At 65.1% G+C, this 25,036-nt stretch carries 28 protein-coding genes; 20 read left to right on the plus strand and 8 right to left on the minus strand.

The window, feature by feature from the left end:
* Window positions 1–13: 13 nt before the first annotated feature.
* From CSC94_RS14195 to CSC94_RS14215, 5 genes are all read left to right on the plus strand, one after another.
* The gene (locus CSC94_RS14195) at window positions 14–814 is read left to right on the plus strand and encodes an ABC transporter ATP-binding protein (RefSeq protein ID WP_099307088.1); all 801 of its coding nucleotides are present in this window, start codon (window positions 14–16) and stop codon (window positions 812–814) included.
* Window positions 815–832: 18 nt separating this feature from the next.
* Window positions 833–1,834, plus strand: a complete 1,002-nt coding sequence (locus CSC94_RS14200; RefSeq protein ID WP_099307011.1) for a branched-chain amino acid ABC transporter permease — start codon at window positions 833–835, stop codon at window positions 1,832–1,834.
* A gap of 6 nt (window positions 1,835–1,840) precedes the next feature.
* A complete protein-coding gene (locus CSC94_RS14205) occupies window positions 1,841–2,935 on the plus strand; it encodes a branched-chain amino acid ABC transporter permease (protein ID WP_099307012.1) in 1,095 nt (364 codons plus the stop codon).
* Window positions 2,936–3,019: 84 nt separating this feature from the next.
* Complete coding sequence (locus CSC94_RS14210) at window positions 3,020–4,312, plus strand: ABC transporter substrate-binding protein (protein ID WP_205853313.1); 1,293 nt, start codon at window positions 3,020–3,022, stop codon at window positions 4,310–4,312.
* Between the two features lie 84 nt (window positions 4,313–4,396).
* On the plus strand, window positions 4,397–5,230 hold the full coding sequence (locus tag CSC94_RS14215; RefSeq protein ID WP_099307013.1) for an ABC transporter ATP-binding protein: 834 nt from the start codon (window positions 4,397–4,399) through the stop codon (window positions 5,228–5,230).
* A 58-nt stretch (window positions 5,231–5,288) separates the two neighbouring features.
* Here CSC94_RS14215 and CSC94_RS14220 read toward each other — a convergent pair whose 3' ends face one another.
* Complete coding sequence (locus CSC94_RS14220) at window positions 5,289–6,002, minus strand: HAD family hydrolase (protein WP_099307014.1); 714 nt, start codon at window positions 6,000–6,002, stop codon at window positions 5,289–5,291.
* 124 nt (window positions 6,003–6,126) lie between these two features.
* Between CSC94_RS14220 and CSC94_RS14225 the strand changes: the two genes are divergently transcribed.
* From CSC94_RS14225 to CSC94_RS14240, 4 genes are all read left to right on the plus strand, one after another.
* Window positions 6,127–6,354 (plus strand): aa3-type cytochrome c oxidase subunit IV, encoded by a 228-nt coding sequence (locus CSC94_RS14225; protein ID WP_099307015.1) that lies wholly within the window; start codon window positions 6,127–6,129, stop codon window positions 6,352–6,354.
* A 100-nt stretch (window positions 6,355–6,454) separates the two neighbouring features.
* A complete protein-coding gene (locus CSC94_RS14230; protein ID WP_099307016.1) occupies window positions 6,455–7,648 on the plus strand; it encodes a Re/Si-specific NAD(P)(+) transhydrogenase subunit alpha in 1,194 nt (397 codons plus the stop codon).
* A complete protein-coding gene (locus tag CSC94_RS14235) occupies window positions 7,648–8,076 on the plus strand; it encodes a proton-translocating transhydrogenase family protein (RefSeq protein WP_099307017.1) in 429 nt (142 codons plus the stop codon). Before CSC94_RS14230 ends, CSC94_RS14235 begins: the two co-directional genes overlap by 1 nt.
* Before the next feature lie 11 nt (window positions 8,077–8,087).
* A complete protein-coding gene (locus tag CSC94_RS14240) occupies window positions 8,088–9,488 on the plus strand; it encodes an NAD(P)(+) transhydrogenase (Re/Si-specific) subunit beta (RefSeq protein ID WP_099307018.1) in 1,401 nt (466 codons plus the stop codon).
* Between the two features lie 99 nt (window positions 9,489–9,587).
* Here CSC94_RS14240 and CSC94_RS14245 read toward each other — a convergent pair whose 3' ends face one another.
* Window positions 9,588–10,076 (minus strand): DUF992 domain-containing protein, encoded by a 489-nt coding sequence (locus CSC94_RS14245; protein ID WP_099307019.1) that lies wholly within the window; start codon window positions 10,074–10,076, stop codon window positions 9,588–9,590.
* A gap of 267 nt (window positions 10,077–10,343) precedes the next feature.
* On the opposite strand from CSC94_RS14245, the gene CSC94_RS14250 reads away from it, so the two are divergent.
* Window positions 10,344–11,153 (plus strand): alpha/beta hydrolase, encoded by an 810-nt coding sequence (locus CSC94_RS14250; protein WP_133122903.1) that lies wholly within the window; start codon window positions 10,344–10,346, stop codon window positions 11,151–11,153.
* Here CSC94_RS14250 and CSC94_RS14255 read toward each other — a convergent pair whose 3' ends face one another.
* The gene (locus tag CSC94_RS14255) at window positions 11,154–12,023 is read right to left on the minus strand and encodes a tetratricopeptide repeat protein (RefSeq protein ID WP_425356522.1); all 870 of its coding nucleotides are present in this window, start codon (window positions 12,021–12,023) and stop codon (window positions 11,154–11,156) included.
* 146 nt (window positions 12,024–12,169) lie between these two features.
* On the minus strand, window positions 12,170–12,394 hold the full coding sequence (rpsU, locus tag CSC94_RS14260; protein WP_099307021.1) for a 30S ribosomal protein S21: 225 nt from the start codon (window positions 12,392–12,394) through the stop codon (window positions 12,170–12,172).
* Window positions 12,395–12,704: 310 nt separating this feature from the next.
* On the opposite strand from rpsU, the gene CSC94_RS14265 reads away from it, so the two are divergent.
* The 7 genes from CSC94_RS14265 (at window position 12,705) to CSC94_RS14295 (ending at window position 18,858) form a co-directional block, all read left to right on the plus strand.
* Window positions 12,705–13,958 carry a sarcosine oxidase subunit beta family protein gene (locus CSC94_RS14265; RefSeq protein WP_099307022.1) on the plus strand — a complete coding sequence of 418 codons (1,254 nt, stop codon included), beginning with the start codon at window positions 12,705–12,707 and terminating at the stop codon, window positions 13,956–13,958.
* A gap of 15 nt (window positions 13,959–13,973) precedes the next feature.
* The gene (locus tag CSC94_RS14270) at window positions 13,974–14,396 is read left to right on the plus strand and encodes a hypothetical protein (RefSeq protein WP_099307023.1); all 423 of its coding nucleotides are present in this window, start codon (window positions 13,974–13,976) and stop codon (window positions 14,394–14,396) included.
* Window positions 14,397–14,411: 15 nt separating this feature from the next.
* Window positions 14,412–14,714, plus strand: a complete 303-nt coding sequence (locus CSC94_RS14275) for a sarcosine oxidase subunit delta (RefSeq protein WP_099307024.1) — start codon at window positions 14,412–14,414, stop codon at window positions 14,712–14,714.
* A complete protein-coding gene (locus CSC94_RS14280) occupies window positions 14,711–17,689 on the plus strand; it encodes a sarcosine oxidase subunit alpha (protein ID WP_099307025.1) in 2,979 nt (992 codons plus the stop codon). Before CSC94_RS14275 ends, CSC94_RS14280 begins: the two co-directional genes overlap by 4 nt.
* Window positions 17,682–18,245 (plus strand): sarcosine oxidase subunit gamma, encoded by a 564-nt coding sequence (locus CSC94_RS14285; protein WP_099307026.1) that lies wholly within the window; start codon window positions 17,682–17,684, stop codon window positions 18,243–18,245. Before CSC94_RS14280 ends, CSC94_RS14285 begins: the two co-directional genes overlap by 8 nt.
* A gap of 63 nt (window positions 18,246–18,308) precedes the next feature.
* Window positions 18,309–18,572: a hypothetical protein gene (locus tag CSC94_RS14290; RefSeq protein WP_245408352.1), complete on the plus strand. Its 264-nt coding sequence runs from the start codon at window positions 18,309–18,311 to the stop codon at window positions 18,570–18,572.
* 103 nt (window positions 18,573–18,675) lie between these two features.
* Window positions 18,676–18,858 (plus strand): hypothetical protein, encoded by a 183-nt coding sequence (locus tag CSC94_RS14295; RefSeq protein WP_099307027.1) that lies wholly within the window; start codon window positions 18,676–18,678, stop codon window positions 18,856–18,858.
* On the opposite strand, the gene CSC94_RS14300 is transcribed toward CSC94_RS14295, so the two are convergent.
* From CSC94_RS14300 to CSC94_RS14315, 4 genes are read right to left on the minus strand one after another with little or no spacing between them, the layout of a single operon-like run.
* Window positions 18,859–19,635, minus strand: coding sequence for an SDR family NAD(P)-dependent oxidoreductase (locus CSC94_RS14300; protein WP_099307028.1), 777 nt, complete (start codon window positions 19,633–19,635; stop codon window positions 18,859–18,861). It lies immediately after the preceding gene.
* 4 nt (window positions 19,636–19,639) lie between these two features.
* A complete protein-coding gene (locus tag CSC94_RS14305) occupies window positions 19,640–20,680 on the minus strand; it encodes a phosphotransferase family protein (protein WP_099307029.1) in 1,041 nt (346 codons plus the stop codon).
* Entirely contained in the window at window positions 20,677–21,189 is a 513-nt protein-coding gene (locus tag CSC94_RS14310; protein ID WP_245408353.1) for a MaoC family dehydratase, read from the minus strand. The genes CSC94_RS14305 and CSC94_RS14310 overlap by 4 nt, the downstream gene beginning before the upstream one ends.
* A 7-nt stretch (window positions 21,190–21,196) precedes the next feature.
* Window positions 21,197–22,012 carry an SDR family oxidoreductase gene (locus tag CSC94_RS14315; RefSeq protein WP_099307030.1) on the minus strand — a complete coding sequence of 272 codons (816 nt, stop codon included), beginning with the start codon at window positions 22,010–22,012 and terminating at the stop codon, window positions 21,197–21,199.
* A 171-nt stretch (window positions 22,013–22,183) separates the two neighbouring features.
* Here CSC94_RS14315 and CSC94_RS14320 point away from each other — a divergent pair, with 171 nt between their 5' ends.
* The 3 genes from CSC94_RS14320 to CSC94_RS14330 are packed head-to-tail and all read left to right on the plus strand — an operon-like array spanning window position 22,184 to window position 25,035.
* Window positions 22,184–22,825 carry a TetR/AcrR family transcriptional regulator gene (locus CSC94_RS14320; protein ID WP_245408362.1) on the plus strand — a complete coding sequence of 214 codons (642 nt, stop codon included), beginning with the start codon at window positions 22,184–22,186 and terminating at the stop codon, window positions 22,823–22,825.
* On the plus strand, window positions 22,822–24,060 hold the full coding sequence (locus CSC94_RS14325; protein ID WP_099307032.1) for an acyl-CoA dehydrogenase family protein: 1,239 nt from the start codon (window positions 22,822–22,824) through the stop codon (window positions 24,058–24,060). Before CSC94_RS14320 ends, CSC94_RS14325 begins: the two co-directional genes overlap by 4 nt.
* 6 nt (window positions 24,061–24,066) lie before the next feature.
* Entirely contained in the window at window positions 24,067–25,035 is a 969-nt protein-coding gene (locus CSC94_RS14330; RefSeq protein WP_099307033.1) for an NADPH:quinone oxidoreductase family protein, read from the plus strand.
* Window position 25,036 lies beyond the last annotated feature (1 nt).

Raw genomic sequence — 25,036 nt, forward strand, 5'->3', positions numbered from 1 at the left:
CGAACGGTTCCAGATGACCGCGCACCAGGACGGGATCGCCAAGGGCGAAACCCTTCTGGCGGTGGAGAACGTCTCGCTGTCGTTCGGAGGCGTGAAGGCGATCACCAATATCTCCTTCGATATCCGCAAGGGCGAGATCCGCGCGATCATCGGGCCGAACGGCGCCGGCAAGACGTCGATGCTCAACGTCATCAACGGCTTCTACCACCCGCAGGAAGGCACGATCACCTATCGCGGCGAGAAGCGCTCGCAGATGCGTTCCACCGACGCGGCGCGCCAGGGAATCGCACGCACCTTCCAGAACATCGCGCTGTTCAAGGGCATGTCGACGCTCGACAACATCATGACCGGTCGCATCACCCTGCAGAAGCGCAACATCTTCTGGCAGGCGCTGTGGCACGGACCGGCGATGAAGGAAGACCTGGAGCACCGGGAGGCGGTCGAGCACATCATCGACTTCCTCGAGATCCAGCACATCCGCAAGACACCGGTGGGGCGGCTGCCGTACGGCCTGCAGAAGCGCGTGGAACTCGGTCGGGCGCTTGCCGCCGAACCGGCGCTGCTGCTGCTCGACGAGCCGATGGCGGGCATGAACCTGGAGGAGAAGGAGGACATGAGCCGCTTCATCCTCGACGTGAACGACCAGTTCGGCACGACCATTGCCCTGATCGAGCACGACATGGGCGTGGTGATGGATATTTCCGACCGGGTCGTGGTGCTCGATTACGGGCGCAAGATCGGCGACGGTCCGCCGGACGAGGTCTCACAGAACCAGGATGTCATCGACGCCTATCTCGGCGTTTCGCACGACTGAGGCCGACTGGGGGGAACCATGTCACCAGAATTTCTCTACTTTATCGAAACGGTGATCAACGGCCTGATGTCGGGCGTGATGTATTCGCTCGTGGCGCTCGGCTTCGTGCTGATCTTCAAGGCCTCGGGCATCTTCAACTTCGCGCAGGGCGTCATGGCGCTGTTCGCGGCGCTGACGCTGGTCGGGCTGCAGACGGGGCAGGTACCGTTCGCGCATCTCATCAACGCCATTTTCGGAACCGAGATCCATCATTTCGGCTGGGAGCTGCCGGCGGCCGTCGCCATTGCCGGTACGCTGGTGGTCATGGTCGCCTTCGCCTGGATCTTCGAGAAACTGGTGTTGAAACACCTGGTCAACCAGGAGCCGATCATCCTGTTCATGGCCACCATCGGACTCGCCTATTTCCTGGAAGGGTTCGGCGACCTGATGTGGGGCTCCGACGTGAAGACGCTGAACGTCGGCATTCCCTCGGGCGGTTCCTTCTGGTGGGAGGACGTGACCAAGACCTGGGCGGCGGAAGGCTCGGACTACTTCGGCATGTACATCGACGTGCTCGACGTCTATGCCGCGGTCATCGCCGTCATCCTCGTCATCGCGCTGACCGCCTTCTCGCAATACACCCGCACGGGGCGGGCGTTGCGGGCGGTGGCGGACGACCACCAGGCAGCCCAGTCGGTCGGTATTTCGCTGCGCAGCATCTGGGTCATCGTCTGGTCGATCGCGGGTTTCGTGGCGCTGGTCGCCGGCATCATGTGGGGGTCGAAGTCCGGCGTGCAGTTCTCGCTGTCGCTGATCGCGCTGAAGGCGCTGCCGGTGCTGATCCTTGGCGGATTCACCTCGATCCCGGGCGCCATCATCGGCGGTCTGATCATCGGGGTCGGCGAGAAGCTGGCTGAACTCTACATCGGCCCGCTCGTCGGCGGCGCCATCGAAAACTGGTTCGCCTACGTGGTGGCGCTGGTGTTCCTGCTGTTCCGGCCGCAGGGCCTGTTCGGCGAAAAGATCATCGAGAGGGTGTGACGTACCATGCTTTACCGTGAAGCCGGCGATTTCAAGTCGACTTATGCCGCCGACCAGCAGACCTTCCCGATCCGTTCGGAACGCATGCTCTTCTGGATGGCCATGGCCGTTGCGTTCATCGCCATGCCACTGCTGCTCGGCGCCTATCCCGAAGGCTCGACCTACTGGGTCAAGGCCATCCTGCTGCCGTTCCTCGTCTGGTCCATGATCGCGCTGGGCCTGAACATCCTGACCGGCTATTGCGGCCAGGTTTCGCTGGGAACCGGCGGTTTCATGGCCGTGGGCGCCTTTGCCTGCTACAAGCTGATGACGGCCTTTCCGGATCTCAACATCGTCATCTGCATCGTGCTCTCGGGTGCGGTGACGGCCGGGGTGGGCGTCCTGTTCGGCCTTCCTTCCCTGCGGATCAAGGGCTTCTACCTGGCCGTGGCGACGCTGGCGGCGCAGTTCTTCCTGGTCTGGATGTTCAACAAGTTCGCGTGGTTCTACAACTACTCCGCCTCCGGCCAGATCACCGCGCCGGAACGCACGATCCTGGGCATCGCGGTGACGGGCCCGAACTCGGCGCCCTGGGCGACCTACCTGCTGGCGCTCACGCTGCTGTTCGCCTTCGCCTGGGTGGCGCGCAACCTGACGCGCGGCCGCATCGGCCGGTCCTGGATGGCCATGCGCGACATGGATATCGCCGCCGAGATCATGGGCGTATCGCCGCTTCAGGCCAAGCTTTCGGCCTTTGCCGTCTCGTCCTTCTACATCGGCATGGGCGGGGCCATGTTCTTTTCCATCTATCTCGGCGCTGCCGAGGTGACGGAGGCATTCGGCATCGACAAATCGTTCGACGCGCTGTTCATGGTCATCATCGGCGGGCTGGGTTCCATTCTCGGGGCCTTCCTGGGCGCCGGTTTCATCGTGCTGTTCCCGATCTTCCTGACCGTGGTGATGCGCGACGGGCTGGGCTGGCCGACGGCGACGGTCGAGCACTTCCAGATCATGATCGTCGGCGGGCTGATCATCTTCCTGCTGATCGTGGAGCCGCACGGACTGGCGCAGCTCTGGCGCTTAACCAAGGAGAAACTCCGGCTCTGGCCATTCCCCTACTAGGGGATAGACTGGACGCAGCCGGCCGCCTGACGCGGCCGGGTGCATTACATCCAAACCACCGTCTCACAAATGGGAGGAACATTCATGAGACTGAAGACACTGATCGCGACGGCCGCCCTTGCTGCCGTCATGGGGACCGCGCCGGCCATGGCCGAACTGGTCTTCCCTGCATTGTCCTACCGAACCGGCCCCTATGCGCCGAACGGCATTCCCTTTGCTGACGGCTATGCCGACTACCTGACGCTCATCAACGAGCGCGATGGCGGCGTCGAGGGCGAAAAGGTCCGCATGGTCGAGTGCGAGACCGGCTACAACACCGAAAAGGGTGTGGAGTGCTACGAGTCGACGAAGGGCGAGGGCGCCCTGGTCTACCAGCCGCTTTCGACCGGCATCACCTACCAGCTCATCCCCAAGGCCACGGCCGACAAGATCCCGGTCCACTCCATGGGCTACGGGCGCACCTCGGCCGCCAACGGCGCGATCTTCCCCTATATCTTCAACTATCCGGCCACCTACTGGGATGGCGCCTCGATCATCATCAACTACCTGCTGAACGAGAACGGCGGTGACCTGAAGGGCAAGAAGATCGCCCTCGTCTACCACAACTCCGCCTACGGCAAGGAGCCGATCCGCACGCTGGAAGAACTGGCCAAGAAGCACGGCTACACGCTGTCGCTCTACCCGGTCGACCATCCGGGCCAGGAGCAGAAGGCAACCTGGCTGCAGATCCGCCGCGACCGTCCGGACTACACGCTGATGTGGGGCTGGGGCGTCATGAACCAGGTGGCGATCCAGGAAGCGGTCAACATCCGCTACCCGATGGACCATTTCATCGGCGTGTGGTGGTCCGGTTCTGAAAACGACGTGATCCCGGCCGGTGAAGCCGCCGATGGCTACAAGGCCGTGACGTTCCACGGCGTTGGTGACAACTACCCGGTGTTCGCCGACATCAAGAAGTATGTCGTCGACGCGGGCAAGGCTGCCGGTGACGGCAACAACGTCGGTACGGCGCTCTACAACCGTGGCCTCTATGCCGCGATGCTGGCCGTCGAAGCCGCACGCACGGCGATGAAGATCCACAACACCAAGCAGATCAACGGCGAGATGATGCGGGACGGCATGGAAGGCCTGAACATCGACCAGGCACGCATGACCGAACTCGGCCTGCCCGGCTTCGGCCCGGAAATCCACGTGACCTGCGCGAACCACGGCGGACCGGGCCTCGGCGCGATCGCCCAGTGGGACGCCAAGGGCAAGCAGTGGAAGCTGGTCACCGACTTCATGGAAGCCGACCGCGAAGTGGTGGATGCGCTGATCAAGGAAGACTCCGAGGCCTATGCCAAGGAGAACAACATCGAGCCGCGCAGCTGCAACTAATCGACGTTTGACACCATTCCGGCGCGGGGTTCTCCCGCGCCGGGACCAGCTTCGGCGGCACGCCGGTGATCGGGAGGAATAGGCATGGCGGACGCGGCAAAGGCCCTGGATACGGCCGAAACGCTTTTGCAGGTCAATAATATCGAGGTGATCTACAATCACGTGATCCTCGTTCTGAAGGGCGTTTCGCTGTCGGTGCCGAAAGGCGGCATCACGGCCCTGCTCGGTGCCAACGGCGCCGGCAAGACCACGACGCTGAAGGCCATTTCCAACCTCCTGCACGGCGAGCGCGGCGAAGTGACGAAGGGGTCGATCGTCTTCAACAACGAGACGGTCCACAACCTGTCGCCCAACGACCTGGTGCGCCGCGGCTGCATCCAGGTGATGGAGGGCCGCCACTGTTTCGGTCACCTGACCATCGAGGAAAACCTGCTGACCGGCGCCTTCACCCGCCGCGACGGCAATGCCAGCGTGAAGCGCGACCTGGACATGGTCTATGACTATTTCCCGCGGCTTCGCGAACGGCGCAACAGCCAGGCCGGCTACACGTCGGGCGGCGAGCAGCAGATGTGCGCCATCGGCCGGGCGCTGATGAGCCGGCCGTCCATGATCCTGCTTGACGAGCCCTCCATGGGGCTGGCGCCGCAGCTGGTGGAGGAAATCTTCGAGATCGTGAAGAAGCTCAACGAGGAGGAGGGCGTGTCCTTCCTGCTGGCCGAGCAGAACACCAATATCGCGCTGCGCTACGCCAAGTATGGCTACATCCTGGAATCGGGCCGGATCGTGCTCGACGGCGAAGCCTCGGCGCTGCGCGAAAATGCCGACGTGAAGGAATTCTACCTCGGCGTCGGCGGCGAGGGCCGCCGGTCATTCCGCGAGGTCAAGCATTACAAGCGGCGCAAGCGCTGGCTGGCCTGAGCGGGTCCCCGGATCCGTTCGCGTGACCGTCGAAGGCCGCCCACGGGGCGGCCTTTTTTTACTGCTGGGCCTGGCCCGCGATGGCCTCGATCAGGCCGGGCAGGTCGCCGAGGTGCTCGATCTCGCGAAACCGCGGGGCGTCGACCGGCGCCGGCGCGTGCTCCAGTTCCCAGGTCAGTTCATGGGGAACGTGGACGCCCCAGCTTCCGGCCTTCAGTGCCGGCAGTACGTCGGATTTCAGCGAGTTGCCGACCATCATCGCCTGCTCCGGGCCGCTGCCATGGCGCGAGAACACCTCCTGATAGGTGTTGGCGGTCTTTTCCGAAACGATCTCGACGGCGTGGAAAAAGTCGCCCATGCCGGAGGCGGCCAGCTTGCGTTCCTGGTCGAAGAGGTCGCCCTTGGTGATCAGGACCAGCCGGAACCGGCTGGACAGGCGGGACAGGGTGTCGTGGACATGCGGCAAGGGTTCGACCGGGTGGTCGTGCATGTCGCGGGCGGCATCGAGGATCCTGCGGATCTTGGTCCCGGAAACGGCATCGCCGGTCACGTCGAGCGCCGTCTCGATCATGGACAGGGTGAAGCCCTTGATGCCGTAGCCATAGCGTCTGAGGTTGCGGCGCTCGGCTTCGAGCAGGCGTTCGGCAAGATGATCCGGCGAAGCGTCGCCGGCGAGGATGGCGGCAAAGCGCTCCTGCGTCATGCGAAAGAAGCGCTCGTTGTGCCAGAGCGTGTCGTCGGCATCGAAACCTATGAGGGCCAAAGGCGCCATTCTCACGATTTTCCCTTCGTCCTGCGGCAATCTGCTGGGGTCTTGAGCCCATGTGGCCATTGCCCTTGATAGCAGGATTCGCTAAGGGCAATGAAAACCAAATTTCCGGGAAGGGGTTGATAGCATGGCAGACAATACGCCGACGGGTCCGGTCGAGATGGGCGCGGAGATGGATTACGCGGAACACGAGAAGACCTACTCGCTGTTCCTCGGCCTAGCGAAATACGGTTCGATCGCCTGCGTGGCGCTGCTGGTGGCCATGGCGTTCGGCTTTTTCACGACCGCCGGCTTCATCTCGTCGGTGATTCTCTACGTGATCGTCTTCGCACTCGGCGTCTTCCTGCTGAAGTGACATCTGCCTGGCGGTACGACCGCCCGATCCGCGCCCGTGACCTTGGGGGACATGGCGCGGGAGCGATTGGTTTGAATTGTCCCCCGGGGAGGAGCTGAGCGTGGCTCACACAGTCTTCATTCCGGTGGAAGCCGACGGCGCGGAAACCCGCGTCGCGGCGTCTCCCGACACGGTCAAGCGGCTCAAGGGGCTTGGCCTCGAAGTGGTGGTCGAAAAGGGCGCAGGCCTGAAATCGCGCATCACGGACGGCGAATACGAGAAGGCGGGGGCGACGATCGGCTCGGCGGACGATGCCGGGAAGGCCGACGTGGTCCTCAAGGTGCGCCGTCCCCAGGCCGCGGAACAGAAGGCCTACAAGTCCGGCGCGCTCGTCATTGCGACCATGGACCCCTTCGGTCACGAGGATGACGTGAAGTCCATGGCCGAGGCCGGCCTGTCGGCCTTCGCGATGGAATTCATGCCGCGCATCACGCGGGCGCAGGTGATGGACGTGCTGTCGTCGCAGGCCAACCTCGCCGGCTACCAGGCGGTGATCGATGCGGCGGCCGAGTTCGACCGCGCCATGCCGATGATGATGACTGCTGCCGGTACGGTTCCTGCCGCCAAGGTCTTCGTGATGGGCGCCGGCGTGGCCGGCCTGCAGGCCATCGCGACGGCCAAGCGGCTGGGTGCGGCCGTGACGGCGACCGACGTGCGTCCGGCCGCCAAGGAACAGGTCGCATCGCTGGGCGGCAAGTTCATCGCCGTCGAGGACGACGAGTTCAAGGCCGCCGAAACGGCCGGCGGCTATGCCAAGGAAATGTCGAAGGAATACCAGGCCAAGCAGGCGGCGCTGGTGGCCGACCACATTGCCAAGCAGGACATCGTGATCACCACAGCGCTGATCCCGGGGCGCCCGGCGCCGCGGCTGATCTCGGCCGATATGGTGAAATCGATGAAACCGGGGTCCGTCATCGTCGATCTCGCGGTCGAGCGCGGCGGCAATGTCGAGGGTGCGAAGGCGGGTGAAGTGGTCGATGTCGACGGCGTCAGGATCGTCGGCCATCTCAACATGCCGGGGCGCATCTCCGCCTCGGCCTCGCTGCTCTACGCGAAGAACCTCTATGCCTTCCTCGAGACCATGGTGAACAAGGAAACCGGCGAAGTGTCGGTCAATCCGGAGGACGAGCTGGTCAAGGCGACGCTGCTCACCCACGGCGGAAGCGTGGTGCATCCCGCTTTCGCGCCGAAGGAAGAGCCGAAGGAAATCCTGATCGCCGAAAAGGGCTCCGATGACACGAAGGGAGACGCATGATGGCCGCCGACAAACTCAATGACAGCCTCGACGCGCTTGAGCAGGCCGTCTCGGCGGTGCGCCAGGCGGTCACCTCCTACCAGGTCGACGTGAAGAACGGCGTCGCGGACGCGGCGGCCGCCGCCCATGGCGCGGCCAGCGGCATCGATCCGTTCATCTTCCAGTTCTCGATCTTCGTGCTGGCGATCTTCGTCGGCTATTACGTGGTGTGGTCGGTGACGCCGGCGCTCCACACGCCGCTGATGGCCGTGACCAACGCCATTTCCTCGGTCATCGTGGTGGGCGCGCTGCTGGCCGTCGGCATCTCGGCTTCCGGGCTTGCCACCGGCTTCGGCTTCATCGCCCTGGTCCTGGCCTCGGTCAACATCTTCGGCGGGTTCCTCGTCACCCAGCGCATGCTGGCCATGTACAAGAAAAAAGAGAAGTGAGGACCTGATCCATGAGTGTCAATCTGGCAGCATTCCTCTATCTCGTTTCCGGGGTCCTGTTCATCCTTGCCCTGCGCGGGCTGTCGCATCCGACGACGAGCCGCAAGGGCAACATGTACGGCATGACCGGCATGGCCATCGCCATCCTGACGACCCTGGCGCTGGCAACGCCGTCGGCCGCCGGCCTCGGGCTGATCATCCTCGGCCTCGCCATCGGCGGCGGCGTGGGTGCCTACATCGCGCAGCGCATCCCGATGACGGCCATGCCGCAGCTCGTCGCGGCCTTCCACAGCCTCGTCGGCCTGGCCGCGGTCATGGTGGCCGCCGCCGCGCTCTACGCGCCGGAAAGCTTCGGCATCGGCGTGGTGGGTGACATCCACGGCCAGGCGCTGGTGGAAATGAGCCTCGGTGTCGCCATCGGTGCGATCACCTTCACCGGCTCGCTCATCGCCTTTGCCAAACTGGACGGGCGCATGTCGGGCAAGCCGATCATGCTGCCGATGCGCCATGCCATCAACCTGGCGATCTTCATCGGGCTCGTCGCGCTGATCGCGATCCTCGTCGTGAGCGAAAGCCACGCGGTGTTCTGGCTGATCGTGGTGCTGTCCCTGGCGCTGGGCATCCTGATCATCATCCCGATCGGCGGCGCGGACATGCCGGTGGTGGTGTCGATGCTCAACTCCTACTCGGGCTGGGCAGCCGCGGGCATCGGCTTCACGCTGGGCAACATGGCGCTGATCATCACCGGTGCGCTGGTCGGCTCGTCGGGTGCGATCCTGTCCTACATCATGTGCAAGGGCATGAACCGCTCCTTCATCTCGGTCATTCTCGGCGGCTTCGGCGGCGAGACGGCCGCGGCGGGTGGTGATGACGGCATCGACCGGACCGTGAAGCAGGGTTCGGCCGATGACGCGGCCTTCCTGATGATGAACGCGTCCAAGGTCATCATCGTGCCGGGCTACGGCATGGCGGTGGCCCAGGCGCAGCACGCGCTGCGCGAGATGGCCGACAAGCTCAAGGAAGCCGGGGTGGAAGTCAAATACGCCATTCACCCGGTTGCCGGCCGCATGCCCGGGCACATGAACGTGCTGCTGGCGGAAGCCAACGTGCCCTACGACGAGGTCTTCGAACTGGAGGACATCAACTCCGAGTTCGCGCAGGCCGACGTGGCCTATGTCATCGGCGCCAACGACGTGACCAACCCGTCGGCGCGCGACGACAAGTCCTCGCCGATCTATGGCATGCCGATCCTCGACGTGGACAAGGCCAAGACCTGTCTCTTCGTCAAGCGCTCGCTCGGTTCGGGCTATGCCGGCATCGACAACACGCTGTTCTACAAGGACGGCACGATGATGCTTCTCGGCGACGCCAAGAAGATGACCGAGGAAATCGTCAAGGCGATGGAAGAATAACGCCCGCGACCGCGCGCGTTTCCAGAGATGAAAAAGCCCCCGGCGCCGATGCTCCGGGGGCTTTCCTGTTTCGGGCCGGTCGTGCCGGCTTGCCCGGTATCAGCGCGCGACCGGTTCGATCTCGAGCCTGGCGATGCCGGCGGCGACGTTCACGCCTTCCTGCACCTGGATGGCGACGGGCTGCAGGTTGATCGACTTGTCGAAACCGCCGACCAGCACGGAGGCGCCGGCACCGGCTGCGGCCGAAGCCTCGGCAGACGCGCCGACATATTCACCGGCGAGCGCGCCGGGTTCCAGCGGGTCGGCAGAGGTGGGGGCGAGGACCGTCCATTTCATCAGCGTGGTGCCGGTCACGCCGATATCGACGCCGAACTTGCTGATGGTGCCCGCGTAGGTCTCGACGGGGCCTTCCAGCGGCTTGTAGTCGCAGACCAGATCCTTGGTCGAGCCGAAGACAAAACCGGCTCCGCCTGCAACCTGGCAATCGAGCGTTCCGATTTCCACGGTGTCAGCCGATGCCGGGGCGACGGCGGCCAGCGGAAGGGCCGATGCGAGGGCCATGGCGGCGATGGTAGCGCTGAAACGCATGATGCTTCTCCTTTGTCATTGGACATCGGAGAGACAAACCCGTGACCGGCTTCCATGTTCCAGACAAGGATGGTCACGTGATGTTTCAGCGGCGTGGCAGCCGATCATAGCCTGCCACGGTTCCTGCCGGACAGACCGGCGGCAAGGCCCCGGGATCGCGCGACACCGGCAGGGCCTCAATTCCCATCCCGACCGTTCGCCTTGGCATGATCCAGCTGAAAGCTGTAATTCTTGCCGAATGATGATTTCCGATTGCAAGGTGCCGGCATGCGCCTCGTGACAGTCGCCCAATCCGCCGCGGTCTGCCTCCTCGCCTGGTATGTCGGGACGGTCGGATATCTCGCCTACAACCAGGACCGGATGCTGTTTCCCGCGCCCGCGGGCCGGGTTTCCGCCATCCCGGACGGGATCGAGCCGGTCGTGTTGACGACGGCGGACGGAATTCGCACGCGAGCCTATTTCAGCGATGCGGGCGGGCAGGCGCCGGCCATCCTGTTTTTCCACGGCAACGGCGTCAATGCGGATCATGGGTTTCAACGCGCCGCGCAGTACCGCACTGCGGGCTACTCGGTGCTGCTGGCAGAATACAGGGGCTACGGCGGATCGGCCGGCAAGCCCTCTGCCAAGGCGCTGAAGGCGGACGGGCTGGCGGCCCATGACTGGCTTGCCGCACGCACAGGGGCGCCGGTGTTCGTCGCCGGTCATTCCCTGGGAACCGGAATCGCGGTCCACGTCGCGGCCAAGCGACCGGTTCGCGCCGTGTTCCTGGAAGCGCCCTATTCCTCCATCGCGGACGTGGCGCAGGCGCGCTTTCCGTTTGTTCCGGTCCGGCTGCTGCTGGCCAATTCCATCGCTCCCGTCGACGAGATCGGCGATCTCACCATGCCGATCATGATCATTCATGGCGTGGAGGACGAAACGATCCCGATCCGGTTCGGGCGCGCCCTTTTCGACGCGGCGCCACGGGATCGAACGATCGCGCGGGAGATCCGCAGAGCAGGGCACAACGATCTTGCCGCCTTCGGCGGCTACGAAATGGCGCTGGAGTTCTTTGACGGCGTCAGGGGCGGCGGCTGATCAACTGCCGCGGGTCCGCTCCAGGCCGGCGCGGGCGGGCGCATAGTTCGGATCGAGCGCCGCGGCGCGGGCATAGGACGCGCGCGCCTTCTTGTTGTCGCCGCGCTTCTCGTAGACCAGCGCCTGGTTGGCCCAGCTTTCCGCCTTCTTGTCGTCCAGCTTGATGGCGAGGTTGAAATCCGCGAAGGCATTCTCGTCGTCGCCGAGCGCCATGTAGGAAATGCCGCGGCCGTTGTAGGGCTCGGGCGCGTCGCCGGACAGGGAAATCGCCGTCGAGAAATCCTCGATGGCATAGGCGTGCTGGCCACGCGACTGGTAGATCAGGCCGCGATTGTGATAGGCGCGGGGGTCGGTCGTGTCGAGCTGGATGGCGCGTTCGAAATCCTTGAAGGCGTCGAGATCGCGTCCCATCTTGCGGTACATGTTGCCGCGACCGATGTAGGCGACGTCATAGTTCGGATTGATCTGAAGGGCGCGGGAATAATCGGACTGGGAATGGGAGAAATCCCCCATCAGGCGATAGATCAGGCCCCGGTTGGCATAGGCCTGGAAGAAGTTCGGGTTGAGCTGGATCGCGGTGTCGAAATCCTTGAGCGCTTCCTGGTACTGGCCGGCCCGGCCATAGGCCGACCCGCGGACGTTGTAGGCTTCCGGATCGCGCGAATTGCGCTGGATCACTGCGGTCAGCGAGGCGATATTCTCTTCCGAACCCTGCGCCTTGTCGAAGTTTGTCGCCTCGATCGGGGCGTTCGTCGTGGTGCACGCGGAGAGGGCAGGCATGGCGACGGCAAGGAGGACCGCCGCGACAAGGCGGGCCGGGCGCAGGACGCGCGTTTCGGTCGAGGCCGGCTTCAAGGTCATGATCACGATTGAACTATCCCCTCCGGGTTTGCCGCCCGGTCATGGCGACCCCCATCCAAAGCGGTCCGGTTCGCCCCATCAAACAAAAAAGGTGGAGGCGAAAAAATCGCCGCCACCTGCGGTACGTCCTGAAATGGACAAAAAAACGGCGGGATTCAGCGACCCGTGCGGCCGCTCAGCAGGCCTTCGCGCTGGGCGCGCTTGCGAGCCAGCTTGCGGGCGCGGCGTACGGCCTCGGCCTTTTCACGGGCGCGCTTCTCGGACGGCTTTTCATAGTGACCGCGCATCTTCATCTCGCGGAAGATGCCTTCGCGCTGCATTTTCTTCTTCAAGGCGCGCAGCGCCTGGTCAACGTTGTTGTCGCGTACGAGTACCTGCACGTGTCGATCCTGTCTCTGGCCGTTGTCTGGAAGCCGGTCTTCTGGAATGCAGAGACCTGCTCGTGGAGAGAACACTCTCCGCGATTTGCGCGCGATATATCAAACGCGGTGTCCATTGTCGAGGGGAGGGTTCAAAAAAGAGTGCGGCCGCCGGCTTTCGGGCCGTCTGCCGCGCGTTCCGGATTGCCGGAACGGTTCGCGGCACGCATCACGCCATACCCCGTCGCAAACAGAGCATCGGCTTGCGGGCGGCAACGATAGTGATACGGTCCAGAGTGTCATGACAAGCAAAAGGTGACAGGGCCGCACCATGCGCAAATATTCCGCATTCGCGATCGCGCGCGAGGCGCTGCGCAGCCACAAGGGCTGGGAAAAGCAGTGGGATTCGCCGGAACCGCGCGCCGCCTACGACGTGGTGATCGTCGGTGCCGGGGGGCACGGGCTGGCGACGGCCTATTACCTGGCCAAGGAACACGGCGTCACCAATATTGCCGTACTCGACAAGGGATGGCTGGGCGGCGGCAATACCGGCCGCAACACCACGATCATACGCTCCAACTATCTCTACGACGAATCGGCGGCGCTCTACGATCACGCGGTCAAGCTGTGGGACGGGCTGTCGCAGGACCTGAACTACAATGTCATGTATTCGGCGCGCGGCGTGATGATGCTGGCGCACAACGTGCACGACGAGCAGGTCTTCAAGCGGCATATCCATGCCAACCGTCTCAACGGCGTGGACAACGAATGGCTGAGCCCGGCCGAGGCCAAGGCCTACTGTCCGCCGCTCAACATCGCGTCGTCGGCGCGCTACCCGGTGGTGGGGGCGGCGCTGCAGCGGCGCGGCGGAACGGCCCGTCATGACGCCGTTGCCTGGGGCTATGCCCGCGCGGCGGCAGCCCGCGGCGTTCACATCATCCAGAACTGTGCCGTGACGGGGATCCGCCGTTCCGCCGACGGTGCGGTCGAAGGCGTGGAAACGACGCGCGGCTTCATCGGCGCCAAAAAGGTGGGTGTCGTCGCCGCCGGCAATACGACGCCGATCATGGAGATGGCCGGACTGCGCATGCCGCTGGAGAGTTTCCCGCTGCAGGCGCTTGTCTCCGAGCCGGTCAAGCCGGTCTTTCCCTGCGTGGTGATGTCGAACACGGTGCATGCCTACATCTCGCAGTCCGACAAGGGCGAGCTGGTGATCGGCGCGGGCACGGACCAGTACACGTCCTATTCGCAGACCGGCGGGCTGCACATTCTCAGCCACACGCTGGAAGCGATCTGCGAGATGTTCCCCATCTTCAGCCGCATGAAGATGATGCGCTCCTGGGGCGGCATCGTCGACGTGACGCCGGACCGTTCGCCGATCCTGGCGAAGACGCCGGTGCGCGGCCTGTACGTGAATTGCGGCTGGGGAACCGGCGGGTTCAAGGCGACGCCCGGGTCGGGCCACGTGTTTGCCCACACGATCGCGCGCGACGAACCGCACAAGATCAACGCGGCCTACACGCTGGAACGGTTCCGGACCGGCCGGCTGATCGACGAGGCTGCAGCGGCGGCCGTGGCGCACTGAGGGATGGGGGCGGCGATGGCCATGGCGGTGCTGGCCGCGGGAGCGGGGCCGACCCTGCTTCCCGTGGGCGAGCGCGACTGGTTCGCCATGCCGGGAGCCGGTGACTTTCGCGTGCAGTCGATCGAACGGCAGCCCGGCGAGGCCGACTGGCCGTTCGTCCATGACCGCGGGATGTTGGCCTGCGCCTTCGTTAATGGCCGGCGGCAGGGCTTTTTCGTTCCGCTGGACGAGAACGGAACGGTCCCGGAGGACGGTGAAGGCGTGCCCCTGACCGGAAGCCCGGTGGAGATGTTCTCCTTCTACATGGCCATGCGCGACGAGTTCGTGCCGATGACCGAAGTGGCGGAACTGGTGCGGCGGGTCGCCCCGCTGGCCGAGACCGCCAAACGACTTTGCGACCAGCCCCGCGGCAGTTCGGTGCCCGGCGGGGATCTTTGACGAAACGAGGCTGACATGCTGCTGATCCGCTGTCCCTATTGCGAAGAGGAGCGCCCGGAACTGGAATTCCGCGGTGCCGGCGAGGCGCATATCGCGCGCCCGACCAATATTGCCGAGATTTCCGACGAGGAATTCGAGGCCTTCTTCTTCCTTCGCGACAACCCGCGCGGGGTGACCTTCGAGCGCTGGCGTCATATTCACGGGTGCGGGCGCTTCTTCAACGCGGCGCGCGATACCGTGTCCGACAAGTTCATCACCACCTACAAGGCCGGCGAACCCAAGCCGGATCTCGATGCTGTCCGGGGAGAAAAGGCATGAGCCAGAGCTTCCGCATTCCGGGCAAGGGCAGGCTGTCGCCGTCGCGCGGGCTGCGCTTCTTCTTCGACGGGAAGGCCTTTGACGCGCTGGAAGGCGACACGGTGGCCTCGGCCCTGCTGGCCAACGGCGTGCACCTGGCCGGGCGGTCCTACAAGTATCACCGGCCGCGCGGCATCCTGACGGCGGGGTCGGAAGAACCGAACGCCCTGATCGGCGTCAGCAATACCGCCGCCACGCATGTGCCGAACGTCCGCGCCACGGTGCAGGAGGTCCACGACGGGCTCGTCACCCGGTCGCAGAACCGCTGGCCGTCGCTCGCCTTCGACCTTGGCGCGGTGAACAGCCTCGGTGCCCCGTTCTTCTCGGCCGGCTTCTACTACAAGACCTTCATGTGGCCGAAAGCGGCATGGAAAGCACTCTACGAGCCCGTCATCCGGCAGGCCGCGGGCCTTGGCGTGTCGCCGAAGGAACCGGACCCGGATCACTATGCAAGCCGCTACGAGCATTGCGACGTGCTTGTGGTCGGCGGTGGTGCCGTCGGCCTGGCGGCCGCGCTGGCGGCGGCGAATGCCGGCGCATCGGTCATCCTGTGCGACGAACAGGCGCAGTGCGGCGGCGCGATGCGCCACGAATCCGGCGCGCGCATCTCCGGCCGGTCCGGCTGGGACTGGGCGCAGGACGCCGTGGCACAGCTGAAAGCCATGGACAATGTGCGCGTCCTGACCCGGACCACCGCGTTCGGCTATCACACGCAGAACTTCGTCGCGCTGGCCGAGCGGGTGACGGATCACCTGGCAGACGGCAAGGACCTGCCGCGCGAGCGCCTCTGGCAGGTGCGGGCCAAGCGCGTGATCCTGGCCACGGGCGCCATCGAGCGGCAGCTCGTTTTCGGCGGCAACGACCTGCCGGGGGTGATGTTCGCCAATGCGGCGCGGACCTATCTCAACCACTACGGCGTCGCCGCCGGGCGCAAGGTGGCGGTCTTCACCGCCTGCGATTCGGCCTATGGGGCGGCCTTTGACCTGGCGCGTGCCGGATCGGCCGTCGCGGTGATCGTCGACTGGCGGCACGACGTGCCGGAAGACCTGTCGCGGCAGGCCCAGGAACTGGGCATCAAGATTCTCGCCGGACATCGCGTGGTGCAGGCCAAGGGGCGGCTGCGGATCGCCTCGATTTCCGTTGCGCATCGCGACGGCGGGCAGGAGCGTTCCTTCCCGGTCGATTCACTGATCATCTCGGGCGGCTGGACGCCGTCCGTCCACCTCTATTCGCAGTCGCGCGGCAAGGTGGCCTGGGACGCGGATACGCAGCGCTTCCTGCCCGGCGATCCGGTGCAGGACTGCGTGACGGTGGGTGCCTGCGACGGAACCGACGACCTGGCCCGGGGCGTGGCGCAGGGGATCGAGGCGGGCAAGGCTGCCGCGACGGCGGCCGGCCACGCAGGCGGGGACCAGCCGGACGTGGCGGTCGAGGCCTGCGAGAGCTATGCCGGCGGGCTGGCCGGCGATGCCGGCCAGATCAAGGGCAAGGCCTTCGTCGACTACCAGAACGACGTGACCGCCAAGGACATCCGCCAGGCGGTGCGCGAGGGCATGCACTCCATCGAGCATGTCAAGCGCTTCACCACCAATGGCATGGCGAGCGACCAGGGCAAGCTGTCGAACATGCACGGCCTTGCCATTGCCGCCGATTCGCTGGGGTGGCCGATTCCCGATGTCGGGCTGACGACCTTCCGCCAGCCGTACACGCCGGTCACCTTCGGCACCATCGTCAACCACGGGCGCGGCGACCTGTTCGACGTGACCCGGCGGACCACCATTGACGGCTGGGCCCAGGACAACGGCGCGGTGTTCGAGGATGTCGGGAACTGGAAGCGGGCACGCTTCTTCCCGCAGGGCGGCGAGGACATGCACGCCGCCGTCAACCGCGAGTGCCGGACGGTGCGCGAAGCGGCGGGCCTGTTCGATGCCTCGACGCTCGGAAAGATCGAGGTCGTCGGGCCCGATGCCGGCGCCTTCATGGACCTGATGTACACCAACCCGATGAGCAAGCTGGGTGTCGGCAAGCTGCGCTACGGCATCATGTGCCGGGAAGACGGCTTCGTCTACGACGACGGCGTGGTCGGCCGGGTGGCGGAAGACCGCTTCCACGTGACGACGACGACCGGTGGCGCGCCGCGGGTTCTCCATCACATGGAAGACTACCTGCAGACCGAGTTCCCGCATCTCAAGGTCTGGCTGACCTCGGTAACCGAGCAGTGGGCCGTCGTCGCGGTCCAGGGTCCGAAGGCGCGCGAGATCGTGGCGCCCTTCGTTTCCGGCGTCGACCTGTCGACGGAGGCCTTCCCGCACATGTCGATGGCCGAATGCGAGGTCTGCGGTGTTCCGGCCCGGCTGTTCCGCGTGTCGTTCACTGGCGAGACCGGCTTCGAGATCAACGTACCGGCAGCCTATGGCCGGTCGGTCTGGGAAATCCTGCAGGCGCGCGGCGCCGAGTTCGGCGCCTGCACCTACGGCACGGAAACGATGCACGTGCTGCGCGCCGAGAAGGGCTACATCATCGTCGGACAGGATACGGACGGAACGGTGACGCCTTTCGATGCCGGCTATGGCTGGGCGGTTGCGAAGAAAAAGAAGGACTTCGTCGGCATTCGCGGCCTGAAGCGGCCGGACCTCGTGGCGGACGGCCGCAAGCAGCTCGTGGGGCTGACGACGTCGGACCCGGCAATGGTCCTGGAGGAAGGCGCGCAAATCGTCGCCGATCCCAACCAGCCGGTGCCGATGACGATGATCGGACACGTCACGTCGTCCTACTGGTCGGAGAACTGCGGCCGGTCCATCGCGCTGGCCCTCGTGGCCGGCGGACGCGACCGGATGGGCCAGACCCTGCACGTGCCGATGCCGGACCGGACGATCGCCGTCACGGTCACCGAACCGGTGTTTTTCGATCCCAAGGGAGAGCGTCTCCATGGCTGATGCCGCAATGACGAAGGCCGAGCGCCGTGAGCCGATGGCAGCGGCAATATTCGCGAACGAAGCGGTGACGGTCCGCGCGGCGGCGCCGGCGTCGCGGCTGAGCCTGCGGGCCGGAAGCGAGGCCATTGCCCCGCTTTCCTCCGCGCTCGGCGTCGACCTGCCGGTCCGTCCGAAGCAGACGAGCACGACGGGCAGCCGCACCGCCATGTGGATCGGGCCGGACGAGTGGCTCGTCATCGATGCCGGCGAAGCGGACCTGATGGCCGCGGCGAGAGGCGCCGAAGGCATCTTCAGCGCGGTCGACATCTCGCACCGGAACGTGGCGTTCCTTGTGTCGGGGACCGGTGCCGCGACAACGCTTGCCAGCGCTTGTCCGCATGACCTTCGCCTGACCAGTTTCCCGGTTGGCGCGGCCGCGCGCACGCTGCTTGCCAAGGCGGAAGTCGTGCTCTGGCGGCAGTCGGAGACCGAGTGGCACGTGGAATGCTGGCGGTCCTTCGCGCCCTACGTCTTCGGGCTGCTCCGCGAAGGCGCAAAGGACGCGGCGCTGGCCTGACGCGGCAAGGAACCGAAAGCGGCATGGGCGCGTTTTCCTGTCAGAAACGGACAGGAGGCTGCGATGAACCGCGAATTGCTCGACATGATCCCCGAAACGCGCTGGCCTGTTCCGGCCGGTGTCCTTGCCGGCCTGTGTGCCAGCGGGCGGGGCAGCCAATCCGACCCTTCCGGCGACAAGGATCGCGACGATCTCGATGACGAACTGGAGGAGGGACTGGACGACACGTTCCCCGCCTCCGACCCGGTGTCGGTCTCCCAGACGACCACGACCGGAGCGCCCGGCGAGTTTTCCAAGAAGGGCAGAAATAAGGCAGATACGAAATAGCGGGTGGAGCGCCGCCGCCCAAATGGTTGGCGGCCCTCACCTTTTGTTAACCATAATTTCACCACGAACGGACGATCTCCTGACGCTAAGGAAGGAGGCGCCCATGACCCGTTTGCAGACAGGTTACATTCCACCGGATCCGCGCTGGCCGGTGCCGCAATCGCTGCTGGACAACCTCGCCGCAGCCCGGCCTTGCGCCCGCGATCTTCCGTCCAGCCCATGGCTGGAGCAGGACAATGCCTTCGTCGACAGCACGAACAGCCTGCAGTCCCTGAAATCCGCCTGATCAGACGGCCGAGACTCCGCCGTCGATGGTGAGCGTCTGCCCGGTCATGAAGCCGTTTGCCGGATCGCAGGCGAACAGCACCGCTTCCATCACCTCATCGATTTCACCAAGACGGCGCATGGGAACGCCGCGCACGATATGCGCGATGCCTTCCTCCATGGTCTGCGAGGTGTCGCGCAGGCCGCCCAGCACCATTTCCGTGCGGGCGAAGGCGGGGCAAAGGGCGTTGACGCGAATACCCTTGCGGGCGAATTCCGCCGCCGCCGACCGGGTAAGGCCGACCACGCCATGTTTCGCGGCCGAGTAGATGGCCAGTTGCGGGGCGCCGGCGACGCCGGCAAGCGACGAGGTGTTGAGGATCGCGCAGGACCGGCCGGTTGCCCTGGCGCGCGCCAGCATGGCCGGAATCTGGTGCTTCATGGCGTAGAAGACGCCCATCAGGTCGATATCGACCACCCGCTGGGCCAGGGTGCTGTCGATGTCGGGCAGGGGGGTGAAGCCCTGGGCGATGCCGGCATTGTTGAAGGCGATGTCCAGACCGCCGAAGCGCTCCTTCGCCAGCGCCACGAGGCGCGCGCTGGTCTCTTCCTTCGCGATATCGCCCGGTACGTAGACATGGCGGGAGGCATCGAACGCGGCGAAGGCAGCGCCGGGATCCGCGGCAAGATCGGAGAGAACGAGGTTTGCGCCCTCGGCGTAAAACCGTTCAGCCGCGCGGTGGCCAAAACCGCCCGTCGCCCCGGTCACGATGATTGTCATTCCGTCAAATCGAGCCATCGCCCTATCCCTTTCCTTCAAGGCCGCTGACGGCCAGCCCGGCCAGCAGGGGCACCGCCTGGCCGTAAAGCTTTGCCTTTTCCGGGTTCGACGCGTTGCCGTCGAGCGAGCGCTTGTAGACGCCCTGCAGGATGGCGCCGAGCCGGAAGAAGGAAAAGGCGATGTAGAAATGCCAGCCCGGAATCCCGGAAATGCCGCGCCGCTCGCAGTAGCGCGCGACATAGTCTTTCTCGGTCGGCAGGCCGATGGCGCGCCGGTCGACCCCGCCCAGACCCTTGAAGCCGGAATCGTGGGGCAGGCGCCATTGCATGCACTGGTAGGCGAGGTCGGCGTAGGGGTGGCCGAGCGTGGACAGTTCCCAGTCGAGCACGGCAATGACATCCGCCCGGTTCCTGGCGAAGATCATGTTGTCGAGGCGGTAATCACCATGCACCAGGCTGACCGTCCCGTCGTCCGGCGGCGAATTGGCCTCCAGCCACGCGATCAGCGCATCCATGTCGGGCAGGGTCTCGGTCTCGGAGGCGCGATACTGCTTGGTCCAGCGCGACAGTTGCCGCTCGAAATAGGAGCCGGGCTTGCCGAAATCGCCCAGGCCCACGGCCTCGACATCGACCGAATGCAGCGCTGCAAGCGTCTTGTTCATGGCGTCGTAGATGCCGGCGCGCTCCTCGCTGGAACCGATCTCGGACAGGACCGGGTCCCAGAAGATGCGGCCGTCGAGAAACTCCATGACGTAGAACATGCGTCCGATGGGGCTTTCGTCGCCGTCGCCCGACAGGGCGAAGACGCGCGGAACCGGCACGTCGGTCTTCGCCAGTGCCGCCATGACGCGATACTCGCGGTCGACCTGGTGGGCGGACTTCAGCAACTCGCCCGGCGGCTTGGCGCGCAGGACATAGGTGCCGCTGGCCGCTTCGACGCGGTAGGTGGGATTGGACTGGCCGGCGGCGAACTTGGTGACCGATTCCAGGCCCCGGAACCCCTCGACATTGGACTGCAGCCAGGGGCCGAGGACGGCAGCATCGATGGCGTTGGGATCACTCATGCGACCGCTCCTTCCTCCATGATGGCGATGGTCTTCCACTCCGCCGTCAGGGCCGGCTTGGCCACGCCCTCGATCTCGACCGTGACGCCATAGGTCATCTCGACATAGCCGGAGGGACGGATCTTCAGGTGGTCCAGGGTAAAGCGCCCGCGGATGCGCTTGCCGGAGGGAACCGGGCTGACGAAGCGGACCTTCTCGAAGCCGAAATTGACGCCCATCTTGCGCCCCTGCAGCCTGGCCAGCGACTGGTAGGCAAAGACCGACAGCATGGACAGGGTCAGGAAGCCGTGGGCGATGGTGCCGCCGAAGGGCGTCGCGGCGGCGCGCTCCGGATCGACGTGGATGAAGTTGTGGTCCTTCGTCACGTCGGCGAAAGCGTCGATCATCTGCTGCGAGATCTCGTGCCAGGGCGAAACGCCAAGCTCCTGTCCGACAGCGCCGCGAAGGTCATCCAGCGTTGCCAGCGGCTTGCCGCTCTGGTCGGTCGGGTCGTTCATGGTCGCATCCATCGGCTGTTCACTCCTTGAAGAGGCTCATTCCGTGCTGGACGGACTGGCCGCCGTCAAGGGGAAGGATGCAGCCGGTGATGTAGGAACCGGCCCTCGAGCAGAGGTAGAGGGCGGCACCGGCGACATCGGACGGGGCGCCGATCCGCCCGAGCGGCACACGCGCGCCGATGCGCTTCGCGTTCTCGTCGCCCGCGGTGGCAAAGGCGGTCATCTTCGACTGGAAAGGGCCGGGCGCAAATGCGTTGACGGTGATCCGCCGGGCGGCAAATTCGATGGCGAGCGTTTTCGTCAGGTGGTGCACCGCGGCCTTGGAAGCGGTGTAGGAATAGGCGCCATCGGCGATCGGCTGGGTGCCCATGACCGAGCCGAGATTGATGATGCGCGCCGGGTCCTCGTCGGTGGCGGCCGCATCCAGCATGCCGGTCAGTTGCCGTGTCAGGTGAAACAGCCCGGTGACATTGACATCGAACACACGGGACCAGGCCTTGTAGGGGAAGGTCTCATAGGGTTCGCCCCAGGTCAGGCCGGCGTTGTTGACCAGGATGTTCAGGCGGTCGGTGCGGCGGGCGACCTCGGCGACGAGCGCATCGACGCCGGCCTCTGTCGCGACGTCGCCGCCGAAGCCCTCGACCCTGCCGGGCAGGCCCATGGCATTGATCTCGTCGGCGGTCGCCTGGCATGCCTCGGCCTTGCGCGAGGCGATCATGACATGCGCACCGCCCATGGCCAGGCCGGTTGCGCACATGCGCCCGATGCCGGTGGCGCCACCGGTGACCAGCGCGGTCTTGCCCTTGACGGAAAACAGTTCTTCCAGACCGTTCATGACGGCACTCCTCCCTCTCGTCTGCTTCTTCACGTGACCGCCGTTGCGGATGAAGCCGATGGACCACGTTGACAACATACTCGGTAGTATGTTCATAATTTCGCCAGCCGTAAAGAGCCATGGAAAAGGACGGACGGTCGAGACGAGGCTGGGAGGAGCCGGTTGGACACAGTGCCCGACATCAAGGCGCTCAATGCGCACGAGCCGCGCTTCGAGATTCTCGAGGCTGCCGCGGCCTGTTTCGAGGAGCGCGGTTTCGCATCGACCTCGATCGATGATGTCGCGCGCCGTCTCGGATCGACCAAGGGGCGCATCTACCACCACTTCTCGTCCAAGACGGACCTCTTCGCTGCCGTCTACCGGCACGGCATGGAAATGCTGCATGTCCATCTTGCATCCGTCGTCGACCGCGAGATGGATCCGCTTCAGAAGCTGAAACTGCTGGCCACCGAGCACGTGCACATGATGCTGGCAACGCGGGCTTTCCAGCGGGTGGTCTGGGAGGGGGTGGAGTTGCACCTGCGCGGTGCAACCACTCCGGAACAGCGCGAGGCTTTCGATGCGCTGATCGCCTCGCGGGAACGTTACTCCGCCTATTTCCGCGAAGCGGAAGAGCGTGCGAAGGCGCAAGGCCTGCTGGACTACGAGAGCCTGTCGATCGCCAACCAGGTCATGTTCATGACGCTGAATTCGCCGATCTTCTGGTACAAGGCCAGACCGGGCGAAACGGATGAAGACCGCGAGGCGCTGGTGCGCCAGATCGTAATGTTTGCGCTGAGAGGACTTGGCGCGCGCAAGGAGCTGATAGAATGACCGACATGAACCTTGGCATGACCGAACGCCTCAAGCCGTTGCACGAGGCGGTGCGCAAGATGGTGCAGGAGGAGGTTCTCCCGCTGGAGGAGGAATACCTTGCGGAAGTCGGCAAGGGCAGCCGCTGGGAGTACACTGCGCGCCAGACCGAGATCCTGGAAAGCCTGAAGGCGAAGGCGAAGGAACGCGGCCTGTGGAATTTCTGGCTGACCGATTCGGAGCGCGGCTATGGTCTGACCACGGTGGAATATGCCTACCTGGCCGAAGAAATGGGCAAGGCGCATCTCGGCGGCGAGGTCTTCAACTGTTCGGCACCCGACACCGGCAACATGGAAGTGTTCGAGCGCTATGGCACCCAGGCGCAGAAGGATGAATGGCTGGCGCCGCTGCTGGAAGGCAAGATCCGCTCCGCCTTCCTGATGACGGAGCCGGATGTCGCCTCTTCCGACGCCACGAACATTTCCATGTCCTGCGTGCGCGACGGCGACGACTACGTGCTCAACGGCGAGAAGTGGTGGTCGTCGGGCGCCGGTGACCCGCGCTGCAAGATCTACATCACGATGGTCAAGACCGGTGGCGAGGACGACCCGAAGCATCGCCGGCATTCCATGGTCCTGGTGCCTGCGGGAACTCCCGGCGTGACGATCCTGCGCGCCATGGAGGTCTATGGCGAAGACGACGCACCGCATGGGCACATGCATATCCGGTTCGAGAACGTTCGCGTGCCGGTGGCCAACATCGTCAAGGAAGAGGGCGCCGGCTTCGAGATCGCCCAGGGCCGGCTCGGACCGGGCCGCATTCACCACTGCATGCGGGCCATCGGGCAAGCGGAAAAGGCGCTGGAGATGATGTGCACGCGGGCACTGCGCCGCGAAGCCTTCGGCAAGCCGATCGCGCATCTCGGCCAGAACTACGACATCATTGCGGAAGCCCGCATGGAGATCGAGCAGGCGCGCCTGCTTTGCCTGAAGGCCGCCTGGATGATGGACCAGGGCGATGCCCGTGCCGCCGCGCCGTGGATCAGCCAGATCAAGGTTGTCGCACCGCGCATGGCGCTGAAGGTGACCGACGAGGCGGTGCAGCTGTTCGGCGCCCAGGGCATCAGCCAGGACGTGCCGCTGTCGCGCATGTGGACGCACCTGCGCACGCTGCGTTTCGCCGACGGCCCGGACGCTGTGCACCGCCGCCAGATCGCGCGCCAGGAGTTGCGCAAGTACACCCAGGAAAAGGTCTGATCCGCCATGAAGGCCATCATCGCGAACGACTTCCAGCCGCTTGACAAGCTCGTGTACGGCGACTGGCCCGAACCGGAGGCGAAGAAGGGGCAGATCGTCATCGAGGCCGAGGCCATCGGCGTGAACTTCCCCGACGGCCTCCTGGTGCAGGGGCTTTACCAGTTGCGCCCCGAAACGCCCTTCGTGCCCGGCATGGAAACGGCCGGCAAGGTCGTGGCCGTCGGCGAAGGGGTGAGCGGCTTCTCGGTCGGCGACCGGGCCGCCGCGATGATGCCTTTCGGCGGCTATGCCGAAAAGGTCGCGGTGTCGGCCGCGAGCGCCATGAAGCTGCCCGCGGGAATGCCGGCTGATCATGCCTGCGCGCTGCTGGTCGGCTATTCGACGTCGCATTACGCGCTGAAGCAGCGGGCCAACCTGCAGGCCGGCGAGACGCTTTGCGTGCTCGGCGCGGCCGGGCTGACCGGCCTTGCGGCGATCCAGATCGGCAAGGCGATGGGCGCACGGGTGATCGCGGTGGCCTCCAGCGAGGAAAAGCGGGCGATCGCGCGGGAGAACGGCGCCGACGAGGTGCTGGGCTATGACAACCTGAAAGACGAGCTGAAGCGGGTGACCGGCGGCAAGGGCGTCGATGTCGCCTTCGACCCGGTCGGCGGCGAGGCCTTCGATGTCCTGTCGCGGTCGATGGGATGGGGCGGCCGCCTGCTGGTGATCGGCTTTGCGTCGGGCACGATTCCCAAGTTGCCGGTGAACCTGACGCTGGTGAAGGGCTATTCCGTGGTCGGCGTGTTCTGGGGTGATTTCACCCGCCGCGAACCGGAGGTCTATGCCGCCAACATGCGCGAACTCATCGGCATGTACAGCAAGGGCAGGATCCGCCCGGTGGTGGACGGAACCTACAAGCTGGCCGATGCCGGCTCGGTCCTGGCGCGCGTGCTTGGGCGCGGCGCGACCGGCAAGATCATCCTGACACCGTGAG

Source organism: Zhengella mangrovi (genome assembly GCF_002727065.1).
Classification (GTDB): domain Bacteria; phylum Pseudomonadota; class Alphaproteobacteria; order Rhizobiales; family Rhizobiaceae; genus Zhengella; species Zhengella mangrovi.